The sequence below is a fragment of the Mucilaginibacter sp. genome (assembly GCF_035492695.1).
Taxonomy (GTDB): domain Bacteria; phylum Bacteroidota; class Bacteroidia; order Sphingobacteriales; family Sphingobacteriaceae; genus Mucilaginibacter.
On the sequence record NZ_DATJJC010000026.1, the window covers coordinates 66,641 to 90,824 of the forward strand.

Here is a 24,184-nt window from a genome sequence, read left to right on the forward strand (position 1 = left end):
TTCAATTGATGAACATCTTGATACCGATTAGCTGCAAGCCTACATTTGTTTAACTTTTTAATGCTTGTAATTATGAAAATGAATTTCAGTTTGCTTTTTTACTTGAAAAAGCAAAAAATCTATGAGTCGGGTTCTAAGCCTATTTATATGCGCATTACCGTTAATGGCAAACGCGTAGAAGTCTCTGCGGGGAGAGATTGCGAGCCGTCCGTATGGAATAGTCATGCGGGTCGGGGAATTGGCAGTAAATCAGAAATAAGGGCTTTAAATGGCTATTTGGATACCCTGCAGGCTAAGGTATTTAACGCACACCAACAATTGATAGCTGCTGGAGAAGATGTCTCTGCGGACAGGTTACGGGATCAGTTCATTGGCCGTTCCGAAAAGACAAATTTTATTGTTGAATTATTCAATGAGCATAAGACCCCGAAAATTTCGGGGTTTTTGTTAAAAAATACCCCATAAATGCCCTCAAAAACATAGCTTTCTCAATTTGACTGAACCCATACTGACGAAGGGTCGTTAATAAAAAAAAGTCCCACCGGTGGGAGTGAATGTACCGTGTTACAGACATCGATACTTAAATTAAATTTGAAATGAAGATGCTAAAATCCGCGGCAATCAGCATACTGAATATCAAAACGAGTAAGGATAAATAAAGAAAACCGCCACCGGTGGCAGTGAATGGAGCATGTTATAGAACTTTGCTCCGCCAATAAATCAAATTACCGGTAATCCATCTCTCAGCCAAGGTAGCCAGCCATTTTAAGACGCGCCCTGCGGGTTTCCAAAAGACTACGGCAAAACCCTCAAGCCCTTCATAAAAATTAAACAGTAGGCTTGTTTGCCCACGCAAACCAAATCAAAAGACACTTCGCCCGCGCTCACTGACTTGTGACCAGGCCCAAGCCACCTGTTTAATTTTAGGCATTTCTAAATCTTAAAATTCGCACTTTAGGTTGCTTACAACGGAACTGGGGTTCAACAAGCTTGGTAATATTTTTTTGCAAGAATAAATTATTTAAATACCTTTAGCTTTACCAATTTTACCCTATACTAATTGAAAAAGCTATTCGCCATATTTATGGTTGTTGTTGTACTGTTTAACGCAGGCGGCTACGAGCTTTTTTTTCAATACCTGGTGTACCGCTCCGATAGCCGGATCATCGAAAGGATAAATCATAACCATTACCGGAGCTCCGATTTTGTTGAAGTAAAAGTGCCTGTGGATCTGCCGGCACAGGCTCCGCAGGAATACTCGGGGGAGTATGTGCCAATTGCCGGGCAGATCAAGATCAGTAATAACATCTACGATTACGCCGAGATCAAGATAACGCACGATACGTTGTACCTGCATGTTATCCGCAATACCGAACTGAGCAAGCTGGTTAAGGCCAGAGGACTGTATGGCAAACTGGTGAATGATCTGCCAGCTTCGAATACGAAGCACTCCGGCAACTCGTTCGCCAAAAAGAGCTTAAGCGAAAGCGAATATCTGGCCTTTAATTATAACCATTCGACAGGAGTCAAGGTTAAAAAGGTTAGCCACCGTTTTGAAATTTACAATATCCTCAAACCCGCTCTCGAGGTAGGCGGCCAGCCACCCGAAGCTTAATACAATCCCTTCTTATTCATTTTGACGCGGGTATGGGCATGTATTGCCTATGCCGTAATTTTGCCGATGTGCATTTTATGCACCCGCATCGGTTCCGCACAAACCTGCCTGCTTCAGAATGAATGCTAAACGCACCGGATGATTGGCGTACTTGCCATATTATCCGCTTTTATCACTTAAATATTTCTAAAAAATGCCACACATTAAGGTAAATGAAGATTTACCGGGTATCAGGTCATTAATGGCCTTTAGCCCGGAAACCGCTGAGCCTATGGGCGTACTAGCTAACCTGCTTTTACGTACCAACGAGGGCCTCACCATGGCCGAAAGGGAGCTTATTGCCACCCATGTTTCGCACCTGAACGATTGTTTTTATTGCCAGCATTCGCACGGCGCTATTGTCACCTGTTATCTCCACGATAATAATGAACTGGTGGACGAGGTGATCCGAGACCCGGAGCACGCATCGCTATCTGACAAAATGAAAGCTTTACTGGCCGTAGCAGGCAGCGTACAGAAAGGCGGTAAACATGTGACTGCCGAACAAGTGGAAAGGGCAAAGCAATCGGGCGCATCGGATAAGGATATCCACGATGCGGTGCTGATAGCGGCAGCATTCTGCATGTTCAACCGCTATGTGGACGGGCTGGCTTCAAATACGCCGACGGACATGTCTTCGTACCCGCTAAGGGCACAGCAGATAGCCGATAACGGTTATGGCAATCACATTTTCACTAACAAACAGCCGGTTGCCGATGAGCAGCACGGTTGAAAATTAAAATCAACTAACAAACCATTCACAAGATCAAAACCATGAGAAAAAAACTACACTATATCATGACTTGTCTTCTGGTAATCGTACTGCCGTTTTCGCTTTTCGCGCAACACAAGACGGTTACAGGAACGGTCACCACCACCCAAAACGACCCGATACCCGGTGTTACGGTCTCGGTAAAGAGCGGGAGCCAGGCCGCCACTACGGACGCGAGCGGAAAATTCTCGATCACCGTACCGGGCAACGCTTCATTGGTGATAAGTTCCTTAGGCTATAAAACACAAACTATCGATGTTTCCGGCAAATCAACCCTCAGTATTAAAATGGATGAGGACGTTTCCCGGCTCGACGAGGTTGTGGTAACAGGCCTCGCCACATCGGTAAAGAGAAAGAACCTGGCGAACTCCGTTGCCGTTATAGGCGGGAAAGAGCTTAACGGCGTTGCGCCCGCGCAAACCTTTGATGCAGCGCTCGAAGGGAAGATTTCCGGCGCTTACGTTAATGCCAACTCGGGCGCACCCGGCGGCGGTATTTCGGTAAAGCTGCGCGGTGTTACATCAGTATTCGGCAATACGCAGCCCTTATTTGTTGTCGACGGTGTTTATCTCGACAACTCGGCTACTTCAGGAGGTTTAAATGCGGTGACTTTAGCAGGAAACACCGGCCCTACATCTACCCAGGACAACCCCTCCAGCCGTATCGCCGACCTCCGCCCCGAGGACATTGAAAATATCGAAATATTAAAAGGCGCATCTGCGGCCGCTATTTACGGCTCTAAGGCTGCTGCCGGCGTGGTTATCATCACGACCAAAAGAGGCAAAACAGGCAAAACCAGTGTTACCATATCGCAGGACGTGGGCTTCAGCAGCGTGATCAAACTATTGGGCACACGCCAGTTTACAGCTCAAACTGCCGCGACATTGCCGGGCGACTCCGCAACGCTCGTTAATATGTTTAACGCAGCACAATCCGGCGGACACATATACAACTACGAAAAGGAAGTATACGGCCATAAGCCACTTACCACCAATACGCACGTAAGCATGGTTGGCGGATCTGATAAAACAGGTTTTTACTTTTCGGCGGGCCGCGAGGACGATGGCGGCATTGTGGATCGCACCGGGTATAACAATACCAACGTAAGGCTGAACCTGGATCATAAGCTGACCAACGACATCAAATTCGGCCTAACAACCAATTATATTAACTCATCGGCCGACAGGGGTATTTTTGGTAACGACAACTCGGGTACCAGCATCGGGATAGCGCTGTCGTCAACGCCTGATTTCGCCCAACTGCATCCGGATGCATTGGGTAATTATCCCAACAACCCGTTTGCAGCGTCGAATCCGTTACAGACCATCGCTTTGATGACGAACAACGAGACAACCAACCGCTTTTTGATGGGGGCTAATCTGGACATCAGCCTGCAAAAAAGCGATAAGAGCAATACCAAGTTCATTGCAAGGGGCGGGTTCGATTTCTACAACCTGGAAACCAACGTGCAGATGCCGAGTGTACTGCAGTTTGAGGCCATCAATAAAGGGCAATCGATACAGGGTTTTACCAAAAACCTGAACACTAACTTCATCTTTTCGCTGGTGAATACCTGGTCAGCTTCAAGGGATATTTCTTTAACATCTTCCGCAGGCTTTACGCAGGAAACGGGTGACTACAACAACCTGCTGGATGTAGCCAGCCAGGTTATTTCGGGACAAACGGATGTAAACCAGGCCGGGTCGCTGAACGCTACGCAATCCCGGACCAAATATCTTAATAGCGGTATATTTCTACAGGAAGAGGCCTTGATAGCCAACGCCATCACGCTAACCGGCGGTATACGTTTCGACCGGTCGAGCAATAACGGCGACGTTTCCAAGTATTACCTGTATCCAAAGGCCGGTGTTTCGTGGAACCTGACGGATATGGGCATCATTAAACCGGGCTTGTTTGAAAGCATCAAGTTGCGTGCGGCTTATGGCCAGGCTAATAACGTGCCGGCCTATGGCAGCAAATTTTCGGCATTCAATATTGCCAATATCTCTGGTAATCCGGGTCTGCTCGTAAGCACGGTGGAGGGCTCGGCAGACATTAAACCAGAACGCCAGACCGAGTTTGAAACCGGTGTAGACTTTAGCTTACTAAAGGGTAGACTTGGTTTTGAAGTGACTTATTATACCAAAGGAATCAAAGACTTCCTCCTGCTCACTACGCCGCCACCATCATCAGGCTTTGCGCAGCAATGGATCAATGCCGGCGACTTGACCAACCATGGTGTGGAACTGGGCATTAATGCCAGGCCGGTTGAAATGAGAAACATTACCTGGAACACTTCGCTCAATTTCTGGTTCAACCGCTCAAACGTCACCAAGTTGCTGGTTCCACCGGTTCAGCTAGGCGGATTAGGTGGTGTGCTGTTGGGTACTTACATGATACAGGAAGGCAAATCGGCTACGCAGATCATCGGTCTTAATGGCCAGGGCGTGGGCGTGTTAGGTAATGCCGAACCAAGGTTCCAGATGAGCACTTATAACGAGATCACGTTCTTCAAAAACTGGAGCCTGAGGTTCCTGCTGCACTGGAAATACGGCGGTCAGAACGTGGATGTAACTTACCTGGAAAATGTGTTTGGCAGCAACAGCGCCGACTTCGATAAACCAACACCATCGGGCCTGCCATTGGGTATTACCCAATTAATGAAGATAGGGTCGGATGCGCATCAAACGGTTGAGAACTCTTCGTACCTGCGCTTCAGGGAGATAGGCTTGTACTATACCATCAATAAGCTGCCGGTTTCGTTCATCAAATCGGCCAATGTTGGCGTATCGCTCCACAATTATTTCACGATAACCAAGTACAGAGGCTACGATCCTGAAGTTTCAAACTTCGGCACAGGCTTCTCGTCGGGTATCGATGTGGACCCATATCCATCGAGTAAGCAGGCGGCACTCCATGTTTCACTTAATTTCTAAAACCTTAACACGATGACAATGAAACGAAATATTAAAATATACTTAGCCCTGTTCTCCGTCTCGCTCCTGCTCTTCGCCGGGTGTAAAAAAGACTATGGAGACCTCAATGGCGAGACCATCGAAGACCTGACCAAAGACGCAACAGCCGCACAGCTTAACAACCTGGTTACCGGCACAGAATCGGGCATGCGCACTGCGCTCAGCTTTTACCTGGATGATGTGAGTATTATTGGTCGCGAGACTTACCGCTTCTCCAATTCCGAGCCACGCTACGTGCTGGATATCCTGGGCGCTAACGATGCAACACTTAATGGAGCCAATTTTTACATTTCGCTACCCTGGGCCGCAAGGTATAGCGTGGTGAAGAATTGTAACATATTGATACAGGCGGCCAACAATTCTTCGAAGATCACAGCCGCTCAAAGGGCTGGTTACATCGGGTTCGCGCGTACTGTTAAAGCTTACCAGCTTTTGATGAATCTTAACCTGACCTATACAAACGGTATCCGGGTTAATGTTGTGGACCCTAATCACCTGGGACCGATCGTTGACAACACTGCCGGCCTGGCTGCTATCAGCTCATTGCTCGATTCAGCTAAAAACGACCTGGGTGGCGCACAAGTATCCTTCCAGTTGGCAGGTTTTGCCGGCTTTGGCGACGCGGCTGGTTTAACCCAGGTTAACCGCGCGCTGGCCGCACGTGTGGCCATTTACCAGCAGCAATGGCAGACAGCACTGACTGATCTCGACGGATCGTTCTTTAGCCTGAACGGTAATTTCAATACAGGCGTTTACCACGAATTTGGTACAGGATCAGGCGATCAGCTGAACCCGCTGTTCATCCCGCAAAATCAAACCGGCGAGATCAGGGTAGCCCATCCTTCGTTTGCTGCCGATATTACGGCTGGTGACGACCGTATTAACAAAACGTCGCTCAGAACCTCGACCGCATCGCTTAGCGGCTTATCAAGTAACCGTGATGTGTGGTTGTATACTTCGAGCACGGCGCCTGTGGGCATCATTCGCAACGAAGAATTGATACTCATCTATGCTGAAGCTAACATTCAATTAGGTAACTTGAACACGGCGGTGAGCGCACTTAATGTGATTCGCAACGGACACGGTTTGGGCAATTACTCGGGCGCAGCAACCCACGATGCTTTGATTACCGAAATGCTTAACCAGCGCCGGTATTCGCTATTTTTCGAGGGACATCGCTGGATCGACCTGCGGAGGTACAACCTGCTGGGCACTTTGCCTATCGATCGCACTGGCGACGACGTTTGGTCTGAATTCCCGCTGCCGGTAACAGAACATTAAAAAAAGATATAATGAAACGGATCAACAAAACCTTATTATTAATTTCTGTGTCCATGGTCTGCCTGCAGGCCATGGGCCAGAAATTTACGGCGAGCTTTACAACCGCCGGGTCAGGCGACTTTTCGGGCAGGGTGCTTTTATACCTTTCAAAAGAGTCCAAATCGCCAAAGGATGATATGCCGGGGGTGTTTAGCTTTCCATGCTTCTCCATTGATGTTAAAGACGTGAAGCCAGGTCAGAAAGTGGTATTTGACGATGCTGCGGTTTCTTATCCTGCCGCTTTATCCGATATCGAAAGAGGAATCTATTATGCACAGGTGGTTTGGGACCGTAATGAAGGCGGCAGAGCAATAGGCGGAAGCCCGGGAAATATGTATAATAAGGCGATTGTTGCCAGTATCACCAAAGACAGAACGAAGTCGTTTGACATAGTTTGCAGCGAGGTGATTAAAGAGGCATCGTTCACAGAAACTCAGTTTGTGAAAGAGCTTAAATCGCCATCGGCTTTATTGACGGCTTTTTATAAACGAGCCACGTCGGTAAATGCCGCTGTTATTTTGCCAAAGGAGTATTTTAGTCAGCCCAACCGTAAGTTCCCGGTGCTTTACTGGGTGTCAGGTTATGGCGGAGATTATCATAATTACTCGGGGCGGAATATTACTTCCGACCCGATAGATACCACGCAATGTATCCGGGTTTTCCTTGATGGCAATTGCCCGGGAGGGCACAGCGTTTACGCCAACAGCGATAACAACGGTCCGTGGGGTGATGCGCTCACAAAAGAGCTTATACCGCTGGTGGAAAAAACTTATCGCACCAATGCGGCGCGTTTGCTCACCGGGCATAGCAGCGGTGGCTGGACGGTGCTTTGGCTGCAAACCCATTATCCCAAGGTATTTAACGCATGCTGGTCGAGCTCGCCTGACCCGGTCGATTTCAGGAGCTTTCAGCAGGTCGACCTGTACCGCGAGAAGAATTTATACTATGCAAAAGACAGCACGATGCACATGGCGGCTACCGTTGCAGGGCGCTATCCATGGATTAGTCAAAAAATTATGTGCTCGATGGAGCATGTGATCTATCGCGGCGAGCAAATGCATTCCTTCAATTTTGTGTTTAGCACCAGGAACCCCGATGGTACCCCCCGCGGTATGTGGAACGATGTGACTGGTGAAATCGATCCGGTAATCGTTGAGCATTGGAAAAACTATGATATATGCTTGTACCTGAAAAATAACTGGCAACAGGTAAAACCTGATCTGCAAGGGAAGATACGCGTATCTGTAGGCGAACAGGATAACTTTTTGCTCAACTACGCGGTGCACCTGCTGGATGGCGAGATGAAAAAAGTGGACGCGGGCTTTGTGTTTGGATATTATCCCGGCGATCACTTTACGGTTTCAACGCCGGAATATAAATCGGCCGGTCATCGTTTCCTCGAACAAAAATATAATGAGTTAGGCATCAAAAACTAAAAATACATACCTATGAAAACTATACCCACGGAACCGATCGGCAGCATCCCAAGGCCGGATGCGTTAATCGATGCCATCACCGGCAAAAATAGCAGTACGCCTATAGACGTGCTTTATGCCGAGGCCGTGAACGATACGCTGAGCCAGTTTATAAAGACGGGTTCGCCTGTAATAACGGACGGCGAGCAAACTAAATCGAGCTTTGTAACCTACCCATTGGAAGGGCTGACCAACCTGGCATCCAACGGTATGACAATCAACTTTGAAGACGGTCATACCCGCCAGTTGCCCTTACTTACCAGTGGACCGTTCCGCTATGGTAACTACGCCGTTAAATACCTCGACGCTGCAAAAAAGAAAACAAACTTACCCGTAAAGCAGGCCATCATATCGGCATCCGCTTTGAGTTTGATTTATCCATCGGACGGTATACCCGGCTATAGCCAGACTGAGTTTATGGAGGACCTGCTCAACGAGTGTGAAAAGGATATCCGTCAATGCCTGGATCACGGTGCGCATAAGGTACAAATGGATTTTACGGAAGGGCGCCTATCACTCAAGCTCGATCCATCAGGCGGCGTATTGAAACATTTTATCGCGCTGAATAACCAGGTTTTTGATCGTTTTAGCAAGGAGGACCGGAAAAAGTTGGGTGTACATGTGTGCCCCGGCGGGGACCATGACTCGACCCATAGCGCCGATATCGATTATGCCGATTTTTTACCGGAGCTTTTTAATTTGCACGTGGGCAATTTCTACCTACAGCTAACAAGCGAACCGGATAGAGTTAAAGTGCTTAAAGTGATCAAACAATACCTCAAGCCGGATCAAACGGTATTTGTAGGCGTGATCGATGTACTCGATCCGGTAATCGAAACCAAAGAAATGGTGCGGGACAGGGTGCTGGAAGCCGCTGAATACATACCACTGGCACAACTTGGCACTACGGACGATTGCGGATTTTCGCCTTTCTGCGATGACGTATCAACCAAACGCGAGACGGCATTTGCCAAGATCAAAGCGCGTGTTGACGGCACCAAACTCGCCGAAGAAAAATTGTATAACTGATAATCAAAAAACTATGCCACATATAGAACTCGAATCGCATTTGCCCGGCATTACCGGCCTTTTGGAATACCGCAAGGACACTGGCCAGCCCATCCGCGACCTGACACAAATACTGATGCGCGGGGAATCGACACTGACCGAAGCTGAACGGGAATTGATCGCAACAATTGTTTCGCACGGTAATCAATGTCGCTTTTGCGTTACGGCTCATGCCGCTGCCGCCGACTTGCTTTTGGGCGAAAAAACGACTACACAAGCAATCAGAGATGATATCGAATCGGCGTCGGTGAATGAAAAAATGAAGGCGCTGCTAACTATCGCAGTTGCAGTAGGAAGGAACGGACGACTGGTTAGCCCCGAAATGGTAGCACGGGCAAAAGCCGAAGGCGCGACCGATGCTGAGTTGCACGATACCGTACTGATTGCCGCGCTATTCAGTCTTTACAACCGCTACGTGGATGGTATGGCAACCACGATGCCCGATAACGATGCCTATTTTGACACGCTGGCCGACAGGATCGTGCATCATGGTTATCAGCGTTTGCCGCAAGGATATGATCATTTAAAAAAATAAGTACATGGAAACCCTATTACCTCCAAAAACTATCGACACCAAAACGGCATCCGGCAAGCTTGTCTCGTTGTTTATCATCTGCTTTATCGGTAACATGTTTACCGGAGTCGTATCCACGCTGATGTCAGTTTATTTACCTGTGGTAGTGAAAGACCTGCAGGGCGGACAAACCGATGCCGAGTTTAACGACATGAGCGGGTTCATTAACTCCATGTTTATTTTCGGATGGGCGGCGGGCGGTTTTCTTTGGGGCGTTATTGCCGATAAGACGGGCCGTAAAAAGTCGCTTTTATTATCTATCGCCTGCTTTGGATTGTTTACCATGCTTATTAGCATGGCCGGTCAGTGGTGGGAAATTGTGGCGTGCCGTTTCCTGAGCGGTTTTGGAACCGGGGGATTACTAGTGCTGTCCTTTACCCTGATATCGGAAGTATGGCCCGAAAAAACACGCGCTGTGTTTACCGGTATCCTATCTATCGGCATCCCGGTAGGTATTTTTTCGACGGGGGCCATTAATTATGTGGTCAGCTCATGGCGGCAAGGTTTTATGGTTGGGGTAATTCCGATCGTAGTAGCTATAATCGGCTACTGGATGATCAATGAATCGGGCCTGTGGCTGAAAGATCATGAGAAGCATGAGCAGGACCATAACCAGAATACAGGCTTATTTGATAGCTCCAATATTAAAACATTGCTCACGGGCTCCGTTATTTTCGGGACGATGCTGATCGGGCTCTGGGCCATATTTTTGTGGCTGCCCACCTGGATACAAAGCTTGCTCACCACGGATGCCAATAAGGAGCGCGGCATAAGCATGATGTTTATGGGTATGGGTGGTTTGACCGGGGGCTTTATTTCGGGATGGGTGATCAACTTTATCGGTTTGCGGCGCTCGCTGCTCCTGTCATTTGTAGTTTGCACGATCATAGCGTTCATCCTGTTCAAAACCAACAATACATTTTCGAACGTTATATACATTGAGATAGCAGTTTTAGCTTTATTTTTCGGGATCAGCCAGGGGGTATTATCGCTCTATATTCCCCTGCTGTTTCCTACGGCTATCCGCGCATCCGCTACCGGTTTTTGTTTTAATATTGGGCGCATATTTACCGGAATAGCTGTTTTTAGCGTAGGGGCATTAGTAACTACTCTTGGCGGCTACAGTAATGCACTTTTTATTTTCTCGTTTGTATTTGTGATAGGTTTAGTTGCCATGCTGTTAATTAAGGATATACAACCGAAAAATTCATCTGTTAAACAATAAATTATGGCCCATATCGAACTCTATAACGACCTGCCTGGCATACGCGGCCTGATGGCCTACCGGCCCGAAACCGAGGCCCCGCTCAATTTCCTGGCCGAAACCCTGCTTCGCGACGACAACAATTCGCTTAGCCGCGGTGAACGTGAGCTGATCGGCACTTACGTATCGTATTTGAACGACTGCTTCTTCTGCCAGAACGTGCATGGCGCTATGGCCGGACATTATCTCGGTTGTAATATCGACCAGATAGATCGCATTAAACAAGATTTTAAGACTGCCGAACTCGACGGCAAAATGAAAGCGTTGCTCGCCATTGCAGCAAGCGTACAAAAAGGCGGCAAAAATGTAACCGTCGACCAGGTAGAAGAAGCGCGAAACAATGGTGCTACCGATGTAGAGGTACACGATACCGTATTGATCGCCGCGGCATTCTGCATGTTCAACCGCTATGTGGACGGCCTGGCCACCTGGGCGCCAACCGACCGCCAGTTTTATGTAAACCGGGCACCGCAGCGTGCGGTAGAGGGATATCAATCGAGTGTTTATAAATAAAATGAGTTGATTGGGTGATTAAGTGAGTGGTTAATCACTGCACTCTCCTAACCTAATCAACCTATTCAACTTAATCAACTATACTATGGCTTATATCAAATTACTTAATGAAGAACTGCCGGGGATCGTCGGCTTGTTAAATTATCGCCCGGAAACGGCAAAGCCGCTGACGCTGCTGGCGGAGACATTACTGCGCGGCCCTTCGACCTTGACCAGCGGCGAGCGGGAGATCATAGCCGCATCCGTATCGTGGTGGAATAATTGCCATTTCTGCCATACCTCGCATGCCGCGGCGGCCGTGGCGCATTATCAATGTGATCTTGGCCTTATCGACGAAATCAAAAAAGGATTGCCCAATACCGAAGTTTCCGACAAGCTAAGAGCGCTTCTCCATGTTGCCCATCAAGTTCAGCGCAGCGGCAGGGAAGTGACCGAAGCCGATATAGCTCAGGCCCGCGAACTTGGGGCCACCGACCAGGAGATCCACGATACCGTACTGATAGCCGCCGCATTCTGCATGTTTAACCGTTACGTTGATGGCTTAGGCACGTGGGCACCGCAGTCCAGGGAGGCTTACAAGGAAATGGGAGAGCGGATGGCTTATGTAGGATATGGGAAGAGTTAGAATTCGACAAAGAAATTTATTGTTTTTGTCTTGATTTTACTTATTTTTATTGACAGTAGCTTTGACAGTAAAAACAAAAAACCCCTCGTAAGTTCCTCACTTACAAGGGGTTTTTTGATAGTTCAGTAGCGTGCAGGGGAATCGAACCCCGACAGGGTAGTGTTCTCAAAACCCAATAACAACTCCAACAACTTCCGAAAATCAATTAAAATTATATCTAATAACAATTAGTTTCTTTTGCTTCTTTTTCTTTACAAAGAAAAGAAGCGCGGGCACATTGGTACTGCTCTGAATGAATCGAGGTTCCATACCCAATTTGGCAAAGGGTTTATTGAACTAAGATTTAAATTGATGCAAATGCCTTTAAAGTATGTATCAAGAGCAACTGTTGAAGCGGGCTGCCTGGCATTGGGAGCGCTGGGGTTTGCAGGGCAAGGCATTCCTGCTGGGCGCGGAACGGTATTATAGAGACGGGAATTGCCGGCTGTCCGTCTTCCTGTGCACCAGGCGGTGGAGAGTACTTTAAAAGGGCTGATCGAGGCTATCCTGGGTTACCGGGTGCAGTTGCATAATTTGTCGCGGTTGCTGCGGGGCTTTATGAGGCGTATCTGGCGGGGCTGGCTTAGGCCTTGCGGCTGCGGCAGGGCGGCGCATTTCATCAGGCGCTGGCGCGCTATATGGCATTTGCCGCCCGCCTCGCTGCCGCGCGGGCAGGCGTGAATGTCGCTGCGCTTTTAACACCCCTGCCCTCTCCCCCCGGCGCGGGGGTTAGGGCATAAGCTCCCATTTCACCGCAACGGCAAAGTTACCCCGGCGGAAGAAGCGGCAAGGGTATACAAGCCCCGATGATAGGATCGGGGCCCTTGCCGTTTCTTACGCCTTGCGCTTTGGGTGCCTAAGCGGTGAAAATGGGGTGGTGTGTGGGATGTGTCAGAGAATTCTTGTTTTTCATTCTTAGTTGGGATGCATTTCACCTGCACTTAATCGATTGGTATTGGCGCCTTTGCGGTAGAATCTTTTCTGGTGGACGTCTTTTTTTAATGTTTAACTTACCTGAATCCTGCTTTTATTTTTGACCAAAAAAAACGCAGTTTTCAATAATTTAACGTAGATTAGTGCCACAAAAAATTAAATCCTGAACTTTTATATACTCGCAAGACGTTAAAAAAACCTGCTGATCCAGGCAAATGTCAATAACCAACCTGTCCTTGTCCAATATGTTTAAACCTTTACGCTTTGCAATTCTTGTCAGCCTTTTCCTGCCTGCTATGCTTCGGGCGCAAAAGCCTAATATTTCGTATCCTGTACCTCCCAATATCTATATCGCTAAGGCCATGACGCCGGTCCGGGTGACGAATACGGGCGGCGCGGTCCCGAACCAGCTCTTTCCGCAGGTCAATCTTCTGACACCCGCAAACAGTAACAACCTGGCTATCCAATCCTTTGTCCGGTTCCCTTCGGGGGATATCTATGGCATCCAGTATTCGGCCATTTATCATATCAAACCCGATGGTACCTACGACTTGTTCGCGGGTGGCTATAGTTATGGTTATGCCGACGGACAAGGTACGGCAGCGAGCTTTGGCGAAATGGACGGTATTACCAAGGATGCCGAGGGCAATTTATATGTCACTGACAATAATTTCCGGGATGGCCTGAATTCCAGGGTAAGAAAAATCACGCTTTCGGGCATGGTCACCACGTATGCGCAGGGGTTAGAGGGCCCGCTGGGGATTGCGACCGGTCCTGATGGCTTGCTTTATGTTTCTGAAACCTCCGGAAAGATCATGAAAGTGGCTACGGACGGCACGGTTTCACTGCTTGCCGGGAAGGGAACTCCCGGCGCAGATGACGGCACCGGCGCAAATGCGACCTTCGGTTACCCCGGAGGCATCGCAACGGACAAGGCAGGGAACGTTTTTGTGGCTGATCAACAGAACAACCGGATAAGAAAGATAACGCCGCAGGGTTTGGTAACAACCATCGCGGGATCTGACAAATATGGCAGCGATGACGGTGTTGGTTCCGCAGCATCCTTCTCCAACCCGACAGCCGTACAGGTGGATTCTAAGGGAAACCTGCTGGTTAGCGACGGCAACTCTCTTTTGCGAAGGATCAGCCCTGCCGGAGAGGTCACCACCATTTCCCCCAATTATTATGACCTGAATGGTCAGCCGGTTTACAGCACCTTTCCCGGGAAAGTCATCATCGATGAAAACGACAACATCATTGCCTATGCCAACACGGGGTTTTACAGTGTCTCAACTGTCGGTTACAATATTTCACCGCTTTTGCCGGCCGGATTGATTTTCGGACCAGACGGCACTATTAGCGGAACGCCAACCTCACTTTCAGCTGCTACCAATTACAAAATAACTGCGTCAAATGCCCAGGGCGTGAGTTCAGCAATTATCAACCTGGCCGTCGTTATTCCGCCTGACCCGCCGGTGATCACCTCGTTCAGTCCTGACACAGTTGCTCCCGGCGGCTCCATCACCATCACCGGGAACTATTTTACCGGCGTAACCAAAGTGACCATTGGCGGCAAATCCGAACCTTTTTATAATGTTTCTCCAACCTCTATTACAGCAGATATTAACCAGGGTACACCTTCCGGTGCGGTGGCTGTCACGACACCGAACGGGACTGCCAAGCGTACCGGATTCATCATCTTCCCCCCACCGGTCATTACTTCCTTTGCCCCGGCTACTGCCGGCAAAGGCACGACAATAACGATCACAGGAACGGGGTTTAAAGGCGCTGTTCAGGTACAGATAGGCGGACAATATGCGTCCTTTAAAGTAATTTCTGCTACACAAATAGACGCGGTAGTGGGCGATGGTGCTTCGGGTAGTATTTTTGTGTACGGACCTGGCGGAGAATCGACCGCTCCCGGCTTCACCTTTATCAGTCCGCCCGCTTTTTCATCCGTTTCCCCGGCTTCCGGCGGTGCAGGTACAACGGTCACGATCAATGGCAGCAATTTCAGCAATGCGACATCGGTAAAATTCGGTACGGCACCCGCAAGCTCCTTTACGGTGAATTCAGCGACAAAGATTACCGCCGTCGTGGCGGCCGGCTCGTCGGACGGCGTTACGGTCACTACGCCCGGAGGGACAACTACCTCCAACTTATTTAGTTTTACCGCGCCCCCGGTGATCACCGGTACGAGCACGATGAAGGGGGGGAATAATTCTTTTATTACCATTCAAGGAACCAATCTGACCGGCGCACAGGTCACGATCGGTGGGGTACCTGCTTCCGTAACTTATAACGATGCCAATCAGATCTATGCCACTCTTGGCAGCGGGGGTTCGTCCGGTGACATCGTAATTGTTACCCCGGGGGGTATAGTCACCCTGCCCGGTTTTACCTGGGTCAACGCGCCGCAGATCACTTCATTTACACCACAAACTGCCGCTGCCGGCGATAAAGTAACTATCAAAGGCACCGGATTGGGTGAAACAACCGCGGTGTCTTTCGGTGGCGTTTATGCCATATTCAGCATCCTTTCTCCTCTCGAAATCGAAGCCACCGTTCCCAATGGCGCCAGCGGAGCCATCATCGTAACTTCCCCCGGAGGTTCTGCCAGTTCGCCCGGGTTTGTCTATAAGGGGCCATCAATCACCTCGTTTCTGCCGGTGCAGGCCGGGAAAGGCCAGACAGTGACCATTCAGGGCAGCAATTTTACGGGCGCCACCAGCGTTAGCTTCGGCGGGGTGCCTGCCACGTCTTTCCAGGTGATATCGGCGACCCAGATCAACGCCGTGGTAGGCAATGGTAGGACCGGTTATGTTTCAGTGACCACGCCATCCGGAACAGGATCGCTTACCGGGTTTCAGCATCCCGGTCCGTACATTCTTTCATTTAGCCCTGATTATGCAGGTGATTTCTCCGTAACGCCAATTACTATTACCGGCAGTAATTTCACGGGCACGACGGCGGTGAGCTTTGGCGGCGTGCCGGCAGCATCTTTCACGGTGGTATCCGCGACTGTTATCCAGGCTACACCAGCTAAAAGCGGGTCAGGCGATGTGGCAGTGACCACTCCGCTTGGCTTTGATAGCAAACCAGGATTCACCTGGGCTCCGGTGCCGGCGATCAACTCGATTTCACCATCTTCCCAGGTCAGCGGCGGGGTGGTCACGATCACCGGCACCGGCTTTGTTGGAGTTACATCCGTCAAATTCGGGGGTGTGCCGACATTGTACTTCAGCTTAGTTTCCTCCACGACCATCAATGCCACCATTGGGAGCGGCGCGAGCGGTGATGTTGTCATTGTTACAGCCGGCGGTACAGCTACCAAAAGTGGGTTTACCTATGCTTCGCCGACCATTCAGTCGTTCAGCCCGGCGCTGGCAGCGGCCGGCCAAACCGTAACGATCAATGGCACGAACCTCGACGGTGTGCAGTCCGTCAAATTCGGGAATGTCAATGCAGCTTCCTTTACGATCGTCTCGGCTACGAAAATAACTGCGGTTACCGGCACGGGGGCGAGCGGCAACATCAGTGTGACAGGTGCCGCGGGATCGGCCTTTGCTTCCGGATTTACCTTTTTACCGCCGCCTGTTATTTATTCCTTCACCCCAACAGAAGGTGGAAAAGGTACCGAAATATCGATTAGCGGGGCGTATTTGACCGGTGCTTCCGAAGTAAAAATCGGGGGGGTAGCGGCAACAATAACCAGTAGTGGGGACAATTTGGTCAAGGTTAAGGCGGGGTCGGGTGCAACGGGTAAAATTTCGTTGAAAACCATTGCCGGCATAGCAGAGCTTGATGGCTTCACCTGGTACCCCGCACCTACGATCACCTCGGCCACGCCGATGACCGCCAATGCGCAAACGCCGGTTGTTATAACAGGAACCAATTTTACAGGCGTAACACAATTGCAGCTTGGCGGCTCCTTTGTTAATTTTACAGTCGATTCACCGACACAGATCACAGTCAACCCGGCATACGGATCAAGTGGCGATATAACCATTACCGGGCCTGGCGGTACGGCCGTCCTCCCTGGTTTTACTTTTTTACCTGCGCCGGTGATCACTTCTTTTAACACGACCGGCGAAGGGACGACTGCAACCGTTACTATAACAGGTACCGGGTTTACCGATGTTACTGACGTCCAGTTTGGCGGAGTGCCGGCGAAGTCATTTTCGGTGATCTCTGCCACAAGCATGACCGCTCAGCCGGGCACAGGCGCTACCGGGGTAATAATGGTAAAGGCCAGCGGGGGTACCGGCACGATTCGCGGGTTCCTTTATAGCAAGCCTCCTTCCATTACTTCTTTCTCACCTGCGTTCGGCCCGGTCGGAACAGCCCTGGTGATCAAAGGCGATAATTTCAATACTGTTCCGGACAAGAATATCGTCTTCTTTGGCCCGGTTAAAGCAAAGGTCACCAGCGCGAGCCAAACCCAGTTAACCGTTACGGTGCCGGGTGGTGCAAATGGCCTGATCTGGGTGCTTAACACGGATAAAAAACTTTCGGCAAATTCAAACCTGCCATTTACGGTCACTAATACAAGCGGCGCTGCCGGTTTTTCAAATCACCTCGACATTCAATTCAGCGCAACACCAGGCAGGTTTGCTGTCGAGGATTTTGACCTGGATGGCAAACCTGATCTCCTGATCTCAAAAGGGGATTCTTTATATATTCTCACCTATGGTAAGGACCCGGTGCTGTCGCGGTCCTCATTTTCACAAAAGATCGTGCTCGAAACCGAACGCGGCGGTGCATCGCCGGCAATTGGCGATGTGGATGGTGATGGAAAGAAAGACATCATGTTCACCTCGTATCCGAGTATCGTACTGCTGCATAATATTTCCACCGCAGATCATATTGCGTTTGAACAAAAGGTATTTGAGAATTTAAACGGGGCGTTCGACGGTATGGCATTTCGGGATATGAATAATGACGGTCGCCCTGACCTGATCGTAGGCTCCGGCGACGCGGTTTATTATCCAAACACTACTTCAGGCTCCGTCATTTCTTTTGGGCCGCAGATGTATCTTGCCAATGCTTATTCCAGCAGCAACATGGCGCTGGCGATCACCGATATCGACGGGGACGGTAAACCTGACCCTATTGACGCCAGTTCCTATAGCGGCATGTCTATATTCCATAACAATTCCCTGCCCGGCGACCTGTCTGCTGACGACTTTCCCCTAACTTACTTTACAAATTCGGGTACGTATTACGATGCCTCCAGTATAATTACCGCCGATTTTGACGGGGATAATAAACCTGACATACTTGAAGATAATTTTACCACGAACAATTTGATCATTTCGAGGAATATTTCTACCCAGGGCACGATCAGCGCCTCGTCGCTTGACGCGCCTGCAGCATTTTCCAATTCATCCATGCAATATTTTGTGAATGCTGCTGATATGGACGGAGATGGTAAAGTAGACGTGGTAGCCGCCTCGAACAATTCGGTTTACTTTGCCCGTAACCAATCGGCCATTGGCAATATTTCCCTCGCTGCCCCGGCTCCGCTTATTACAAACATTAATTCAAATAACCTGGCTTATATCACGACAGGAGATATGGATGGCGATGGCAGGATGGATATCCTGCTGATCGACGGCCAAAACAGTAAACTTTCGATTTATCACAACGGGCCGGTGGTCGTGCCCCAAATTACGGCGGTGACTCCGCTAACCGCCGGGAACGGCGTCAAAGTGACTATTACCGGGAAGCATTTCGATGGAACGACTTCAGTAAAATTCGGCAGCATGGCCGCTTCCTCTTTCACGGTAGTTTCCACGGAAACCATCGAGGCGGTTGTCGGCGATGGAGCGACGGGAGACATCTCGGTCCAAACTCCTAACGGAACGGCATCGTTCCCCGGCTTTGTATTTGCAAAAGCTCCCGTAATAACGGCGACGAGCGTCTCGCCGGACGGCAATGGAACGGTGACCATTACCGGAAATTATTTTTCAAAAGCTACTGCGGTATCGATTGGCGGCATACCTGCCACCTCCTTCACCGTTAATTCTGACACCAGGATCACTGCGGTATTTGCCGGCGTAAGTGGCGACCTGGCAGTTACAACTGCCGGGGGAACAGGAACATTTTCGTCAGTCATCGTTCGCATAAACGAGGTGATTACTTTTCCGGCTATTGCTGTCCACATTTATGGCGACGACGACATTAGCCTGGCCGCTGTTAGTAATAATAATGGGATCCCGATTATTTATAGCATCGATCAACCGGGAGTTGCAGTTTTGACTGGCAGCAAGCTGCATATTGTTAATGCCGGAACGGTAACGGTGACCGCTTCCCAGGCCGGCGACGAAGTGAACAACGCTGCGAAAAGCGTCGCGCAGATAATTACCATTAACAAGAAATCCCTGACAGTTACAGCTAAAGACGTTTTACGACCATTCGGGCAAGTAAACCCCGTGTTTTCTGTCGGATATGAAGGCTTTGTTAATGGTGACGACGAAAGCAAGCTTACCGCTTTACCTGCCGCCAGCAGTACTGCTACGGAACTTTCGCCGGCGGGAACGTACGATATTGTTGTAGCAGGCGGCGTTTCCAATAACTATGAATTTAATTATGTAAAAGGATCGCTGACCATTAGTCCGCCCCTTAATAACTTTAAGGTTGCCGCCAATAGTGTTACTTGTAAGGGAGAGAATAACGGTTCCATAACTATTACCGCTGCTGAGAACTCGGCATATACTGCCGTGATAACAGGCAATGGGTTAAACAAGAATTACAGTTTTACAACCAATACCAGCATAAACAATTTAACGCCGGGCACATATAATGTTTGTATTACCGACCCGGCTCTGGTGAATTATAAGCAATGTTTTGACCTAGTTATCACCGAGCCCAAAGACCTTTCAGCCTATGCGGTGGTCGATAAAAGTACTAATACGGTCACGGTCACCCTGGATGGCGGTTCCACTTACCAGCTACAACTTAACGGGCATAATTACACAACGACCAGCAATACGATTACCCTGCCGCTTGATGCGGGCAGCAATAATTTAACGGTAATTACGGATAAGCTTTGCCAGGGGAAGATCGAACAGATCATTAACCTATCCGGTAATTGGATGCCTTATCCAAACCCGTTTGAAAATATACTGTATATCAACCTTGGGGAAAGCACAGTTCGCCGGGCTACGATTGCGATTTACAGCGCGGGCAACGGCTCACTTAAAATGAAAAAAGAATATATCAACCAAACAGGCGTGATTAGTTTGGATGTTTCCAATTTAGATATGGGGGTCTACTCTATTCATCTGGTAATGGATTCCCAAGAAAAAGTCTACAAAATTATAAAGAAATGAAACAGCTGGCATACCTTATCGGGGGTCTAATAATGTTGACCGGTTGCGGAAAGTCCGGGGGAGGAAAAGGCGATACGCCTGTTCCCCAGCCGGGTAAATTGGCCCTGCTGGCTCCTGCCCAGAATGAACTTTGTACGCAAGGTTCAGTTATTTCGACGACCCAAAGTACCGTTACTTTAAAATGGGCGGCTTTCAATGGCGCCAGTACCTACGAGCTAGCTATTAAGAACCTCGAAGACGGTACGGTCAAAAGCCAAACAACCAGCAGTACGCAGGCCGATGCCACACTTGACCGGAACCAGCCCTACTCATGGTCTGTTATTTCAAGGTCTGCTTCGAACGCTGTCCTTGCCAAAAGTGATACCTGGAAATTCTATAATGCAGGGCCGTCAATCGTTGACTACGCCCCTTTTCCTGCGGAAATTATTTCACCGTCAATTAACCAGGTCATAACGGTCAATAATGGCAAGGTAAATTTGAAATGGAATGCGACCGATGTCGACAATGATATCCTTAATTACGACATATACCTGGGCGAAAGCCAGCCGCCTGCTTTGGTGCAAACCGGAATTACAACCACTACTGTCGATATTAATGTTGTTGCGGGGAAAACATATTATTGGAAAATCGTTACGAGGGATGCTAAGGGCAATACTTCGGATTCGGGCGTCTATCAATTTATGACAGAATGATGGGCTAACGTCTCCCAAATGTAATGCTCATCAGCGTGTTTACGATACTAATTCAGGAAATTTTTATATTATAGAGCAAAAGCGTTTTTTTATCTAAATTCATTCAAATTGGAACAGTTATTGAAATTATGGCCGCTTTTGTGGCTTGTCATCATTTTGGTTGGCATTTTTTTTATTGTGAAATTGATTTGGAAATCAATAAAAAAATAAAGTCGTTGTGACCACCACCAATGTCCTGACTATACCGATGCCAGTTCATATGCAAATTGTTTAATAAACCCGGGTTGCGGGTTATATGGAGTAACAAAGAGTGAGCGAGTAAGAATAATTTTTGCGTTACCAGGCTTAAAGCAAACTCAGATGTTCAACTGTGAGAAAATTATAGGAATATTCTGTTTTATAGATGATTTGTTGAAAACAAGCGGTCGCTAGGAAGATGCCCGTAGACAGGATAGCGACAGCGAGATCATTACCACAGCAATAATCAGTTCTTTGCATTTTGGAGGTCATCAGGATAAAGCCAGGCAGTTCATGAAGATGACAGGTCTTTTGCCGAAGAGGCTGAATAAAACCCGGTTTAACCGCAGGCTACATGCTTTGGTAGATAGAATCGGAGATGGTGTGGATAATGTTAAAAAACACTGGTAAAAACTTTATAAACTTAATTCTTCTAAATATTGTTATGAACTTCTTCTTTTTCGATTATATATATTACAGGATTGCGCGTGCCAAGTTTAAAACGCAAGGTCCGTTAAGTGCAACGGCAATTGGGTTTATATCAATTATGCAGGCTTTGTTAATTGAATTAATCATTGACCCAATATTTACATATTTATTGAGTGAGAATGACTTAATAACATATTCTAAACAATTGGCTTATTTAGCAGGCTTAATAGGCATTATATTGATGTTTATAAACTACAAAGTATACGCAGGTAAGTATGAAAAGTTTGATATGCAATGGAAAGATGAAAATCGGAATACTCGAATATTTAAGGGCATTTGTATATTTTTATCCATGATCCTTCCGGTAATATTGTTTACAATAGAAAGTAAGTTAGTGCATAAATAATCCGACATCCAGGACCGTTTTTTTTCTTGTGAAAATAGCCTGAATTGTATATCTTTATCTCTTAAGATTTGCGTTTATTCTGTATCAAAAAAGCGGTGAGTAATTCGGTGAGTATCTAATTTAATTCCGCGATAATATATTGAAAGTCAGTGGTTTGAGAGCATAGTTCGATTCTCGTAGGAACCACTAAAAGTAAAAAAGCCTTTGGATGAATGTCTGAAGGCTTTTTTTAATTACGTGCCTGCTTTTTGTAATCCGGTGATATTTAACTATCATTGAACTAACAATACTTTACAACCTGATCTCTTCACAAAATATGGGAAAAGCCTGCCTGCCATTATTATTTTGTCTTTGCGTATTCGCATCATGCAGCCCCCGTTTAATAACGCGGGGAGTTAAAGATAAAACCTCGAATTATATAGTCGACAACAAAGGGAAGCATGTCAATACATCATCGTTGCGTATGCTTGGTGATGCAGTAATGACAGATACTACAACTTATCCGTTAACCAGTTTAAGCGCGGTAAAACAAGGGCAGGCGTACTATGGCATAAAAGATGGGAATTATTATGACGGCGTCTATTATGGCAAATTAATGTTGCTGAGACGCTATGCCGGCAGGTCGTACGACATGCAAACACATGCGTCGCATTCAGTCTACAACTATTATCTTCAAAAGGCAGATCAGCCAGAGATCATTGACTTAACCGGGAGGAACCTGGTCGAAAGCGTTCGCGACAATCCACTGGCGCTGCGAAAAGCCAGAGCATCACGAATTTATGCCAACATCTCAATTGTTAGTGCGGCAACGGCCATAACGGGCCTTTCGTGCGTATTTCTTCCTTACAGCAGCCCTATACGAAAAACCGCAGTCACAGTTGGGCTTTTTTCTATGCCAACGTTCCTGATAACGTTACCCATCGCTTCGCATAAGCGATATAAAACTATAATTGTTTATAATCGCTGATACGAGCCTGTATATTGCCGGTTCTATCACTATTTTTGTGATAGTCTCTGAAATTTCTATCATGCAATTCCAAATCAACTTCATCAAAACCTGCTGGGGACAGAAAGGTAATGATCTTTCATTTATTGACGCCATAAAAGGAGAGGGATATGCAGGTGCTGAAGTAAATGTTTGCTCAACCGGCGGCAAAGCCGGAGACATAGTCAGGGCGCTTAAAGATGAAGACCTGGTTTTTGTAGCGCAGCAATGGCTCCCGCCAAAACAGGAAACACCCGATCAGTATATTGAAAGATTAAGACCGAACCTGGATGATATTGAAGTGCTGCGGCCGGCGTTCATTAACTCCCATACAGGCAAAGATTTTTTCAGCTTTGATGATAATTGCCGGGTTATAGAGGTTTTAAACAAGTTTTCAGTTGAGTCGGGCATACCGGTCTATCACGAAACCCATCGGGGGCGTTTTGCCTTTCATGCAGCCAGTTTATTACCCTACCTTGATGTTTTTAAGGACCTTAAACTGACCGCCGACTTTTCCCACTGGTGTGCCGTGTCGGAAAGTTTGCTGCAGGATCAGCAGGCGATACTTGATAAGATCATACCCCGGGTTAAATATATACACGCTCGTGTCGGTCATGCACAAGGTGCGCAGGTGAACGATCCGTCGGCGCCGGAATGGGAAGCTCATGTAAATCAATTTTTTACCTGGTGGGATATGATCATCGATGAGAACAAAAAAGCCAGAGAGCCCGGAATTTATATTTGTCCCGAATTTGGCCCTGTGCCTTATATGCCTGCGGAACCGGTTACCCTTAAGCCGCTTGCCGATCAGGACACAGTTAATAGCTGGATGCTGGAGCGATTGAAATTGAGGTACCCGCATTAAACATTGTTTGGGCCCGAAAAATAT

17 protein-coding genes and 1 pseudogene are annotated in these 24,184 nt (G+C 48.0%); all 18 read left to right on the forward strand.

Translation table 11 applies throughout. From position 1 onward, the window contains the following. Positions 1 to 72 precede the first annotated feature (72 nt). The 18 genes and pseudogenes from VL525_RS15375 to VL525_RS15455 all read left to right on the forward strand — a co-directional run bounded on the left by VL525_RS15375 (position 73) and on the right by VL525_RS15455 (position 24,160). Positions 73 to 465 (forward strand): Arm DNA-binding domain-containing protein, encoded by a 393-nt coding sequence (locus tag VL525_RS15375; RefSeq protein WP_325387920.1) that lies wholly within the window; start codon positions 73 to 75, stop codon positions 463 to 465. A gap of 595 nt (positions 466 to 1,060) precedes the next feature. Then, complete coding sequence (locus tag VL525_RS15380; protein WP_325387921.1) at positions 1,061 to 1,615, forward strand: hypothetical protein; 555 nt, start codon at positions 1,061 to 1,063, stop codon at positions 1,613 to 1,615. A gap of 193 nt (positions 1,616 to 1,808) precedes the next feature. Then, positions 1,809 to 2,387 carry a peroxidase-related enzyme gene (locus tag VL525_RS15385; RefSeq protein ID WP_325387922.1) on the forward strand — a complete coding sequence of 193 codons (579 nt, stop codon included), beginning with the start codon at positions 1,809 to 1,811 and terminating at the stop codon, positions 2,385 to 2,387. Between the two features lie 41 nt (positions 2,388 to 2,428). Further along, a complete protein-coding gene (locus tag VL525_RS15390) occupies positions 2,429 to 5,362 on the forward strand; it encodes a SusC/RagA family TonB-linked outer membrane protein (RefSeq protein WP_325387923.1) in 2,934 nt (977 codons plus the stop codon). Between the two features lie 18 nt (positions 5,363 to 5,380). Continuing rightward, positions 5,381 to 6,682, forward strand: coding sequence for a RagB/SusD family nutrient uptake outer membrane protein (locus tag VL525_RS15395; protein WP_325387924.1), 1,302 nt, complete (start codon positions 5,381 to 5,383; stop codon positions 6,680 to 6,682). A gap of 11 nt (positions 6,683 to 6,693) precedes the next feature. Beyond that, a complete protein-coding gene (locus VL525_RS15400) occupies positions 6,694 to 8,157 on the forward strand; it encodes an alpha/beta hydrolase-fold protein (protein WP_325387925.1) in 1,464 nt (487 codons plus the stop codon). Positions 8,158 to 8,169: 12 nt separating this feature from the next. Beyond that, a complete protein-coding gene (locus VL525_RS15405; protein ID WP_325387926.1) occupies positions 8,170 to 9,225 on the forward strand; it encodes a cobalamin-independent methionine synthase II family protein in 1,056 nt (351 codons plus the stop codon). A 13-nt stretch (positions 9,226 to 9,238) separates the two neighbouring features. Next, positions 9,239 to 9,799: a peroxidase-related enzyme gene (locus tag VL525_RS15410; RefSeq protein WP_325387927.1), complete on the forward strand. Its 561-nt coding sequence runs from the start codon at positions 9,239 to 9,241 to the stop codon at positions 9,797 to 9,799. A 4-nt stretch (positions 9,800 to 9,803) separates the two neighbouring features. Further along, positions 9,804 to 11,063, forward strand: a complete 1,260-nt coding sequence (locus VL525_RS15415; RefSeq protein ID WP_325387928.1) for an MFS transporter — start codon at positions 9,804 to 9,806, stop codon at positions 11,061 to 11,063. A 3-nt stretch (positions 11,064 to 11,066) separates the two neighbouring features. After that, complete coding sequence (locus VL525_RS15420; protein WP_325387929.1) at positions 11,067 to 11,615, forward strand: carboxymuconolactone decarboxylase family protein; 549 nt, start codon at positions 11,067 to 11,069, stop codon at positions 11,613 to 11,615. Between the two features lie 85 nt (positions 11,616 to 11,700). Then, positions 11,701 to 12,240: a peroxidase-related enzyme gene (locus VL525_RS15425; protein ID WP_325387930.1), complete on the forward strand. Its 540-nt coding sequence runs from the start codon at positions 11,701 to 11,703 to the stop codon at positions 12,238 to 12,240. A gap of 510 nt (positions 12,241 to 12,750) precedes the next feature. Next, positions 12,751 to 12,960, forward strand: coding sequence for a hypothetical protein (locus VL525_RS15430; RefSeq protein ID WP_325387931.1), 210 nt, complete (start codon positions 12,751 to 12,753; stop codon positions 12,958 to 12,960). Positions 12,961 to 13,457: 497 nt separating this feature from the next. Further along, a complete protein-coding gene (locus VL525_RS15435) occupies positions 13,458 to 20,546 on the forward strand; it encodes an IPT/TIG domain-containing protein (RefSeq protein WP_325387932.1) in 7,089 nt (2,362 codons plus the stop codon). Then, on the forward strand, positions 20,543 to 21,238 hold the full coding sequence (locus tag VL525_RS15440) for a hypothetical protein (RefSeq protein WP_325387933.1): 696 nt from the start codon (positions 20,543 to 20,545) through the stop codon (positions 21,236 to 21,238). Before VL525_RS15435 ends, VL525_RS15440 begins: the two co-directional genes overlap by 4 nt. Before the next feature lie 360 nt (positions 21,239 to 21,598). Continuing rightward, positions 21,599 to 21,850: pseudogene (locus VL525_RS22880) on the forward strand (IS982 family transposase); the annotation flags it as partial. Between the two features lie 70 nt (positions 21,851 to 21,920). Further along, a complete protein-coding gene (locus VL525_RS15445; RefSeq protein ID WP_325387934.1) occupies positions 21,921 to 22,310 on the forward strand; it encodes a hypothetical protein in 390 nt (129 codons plus the stop codon). 316 nt (positions 22,311 to 22,626) lie between these two features. Next, positions 22,627 to 23,277 carry a hypothetical protein gene (locus tag VL525_RS15450; protein ID WP_325387935.1) on the forward strand — a complete coding sequence of 217 codons (651 nt, stop codon included), beginning with the start codon at positions 22,627 to 22,629 and terminating at the stop codon, positions 23,275 to 23,277. 61 nt (positions 23,278 to 23,338) lie between these two features. Continuing rightward, complete coding sequence (locus tag VL525_RS15455) at positions 23,339 to 24,160, forward strand: sugar phosphate isomerase/epimerase (protein WP_325387936.1); 822 nt, start codon at positions 23,339 to 23,341, stop codon at positions 24,158 to 24,160. Positions 24,161 to 24,184 lie beyond the last annotated feature (24 nt).

Excerpts from the sequence above, each read along its gene's own strand:
- VL525_RS15375 (WP_325387920.1), top strand. The coding sequence starts at position 73 with ATGAAAATGAATTTCAGTTTGCTTTTTTACTTGAAAAAGCAAAAAATC.
- VL525_RS15385 (WP_325387922.1), top strand. The coding sequence starts at position 1,809 with ATGCCACACATTAAGGTAAATGAAGATTTACCGGGTATCAGGTCATTA.
- VL525_RS15390 (WP_325387923.1), top strand. The coding sequence starts at position 2,429 with ATGAGAAAAAAACTACACTATATCATGACTTGTCTTCTGGTAATCGTA.
- VL525_RS15395 (WP_325387924.1), top strand. The coding sequence starts at position 5,381 with ATGAAACGAAATATTAAAATATACTTAGCCCTGTTCTCCGTCTCGCTC.
- VL525_RS15400 (WP_325387925.1), top strand. The coding sequence starts at position 6,694 with ATGAAACGGATCAACAAAACCTTATTATTAATTTCTGTGTCCATGGTC.
- VL525_RS15405 (WP_325387926.1), top strand. The coding sequence starts at position 8,170 with ATGAAAACTATACCCACGGAACCGATCGGCAGCATCCCAAGGCCGGAT.
- VL525_RS15410 (WP_325387927.1), top strand. The coding sequence starts at position 9,239 with ATGCCACATATAGAACTCGAATCGCATTTGCCCGGCATTACCGGCCTT.
- VL525_RS15415 (WP_325387928.1), top strand. The coding sequence starts at position 9,804 with ATGGAAACCCTATTACCTCCAAAAACTATCGACACCAAAACGGCATCC.
- VL525_RS15420 (WP_325387929.1), top strand. The coding sequence starts at position 11,067 with ATGGCCCATATCGAACTCTATAACGACCTGCCTGGCATACGCGGCCTG.
- VL525_RS15425 (WP_325387930.1), top strand. The coding sequence starts at position 11,701 with ATGGCTTATATCAAATTACTTAATGAAGAACTGCCGGGGATCGTCGGC.
- VL525_RS15435 (WP_325387932.1), top strand. The coding sequence starts at position 13,458 with ATGTTTAAACCTTTACGCTTTGCAATTCTTGTCAGCCTTTTCCTGCCT.
- VL525_RS15440 (WP_325387933.1), top strand. The coding sequence starts at position 20,543 with ATGAAACAGCTGGCATACCTTATCGGGGGTCTAATAATGTTGACCGGT.
- VL525_RS15445 (WP_325387934.1), top strand. The coding sequence starts at position 21,921 with ATGAACTTCTTCTTTTTCGATTATATATATTACAGGATTGCGCGTGCC.
- VL525_RS15450 (WP_325387935.1), top strand. The coding sequence starts at position 22,627 with ATGGGAAAAGCCTGCCTGCCATTATTATTTTGTCTTTGCGTATTCGCA.
- VL525_RS15455 (WP_325387936.1), top strand. The coding sequence starts at position 23,339 with ATGCAATTCCAAATCAACTTCATCAAAACCTGCTGGGGACAGAAAGGT.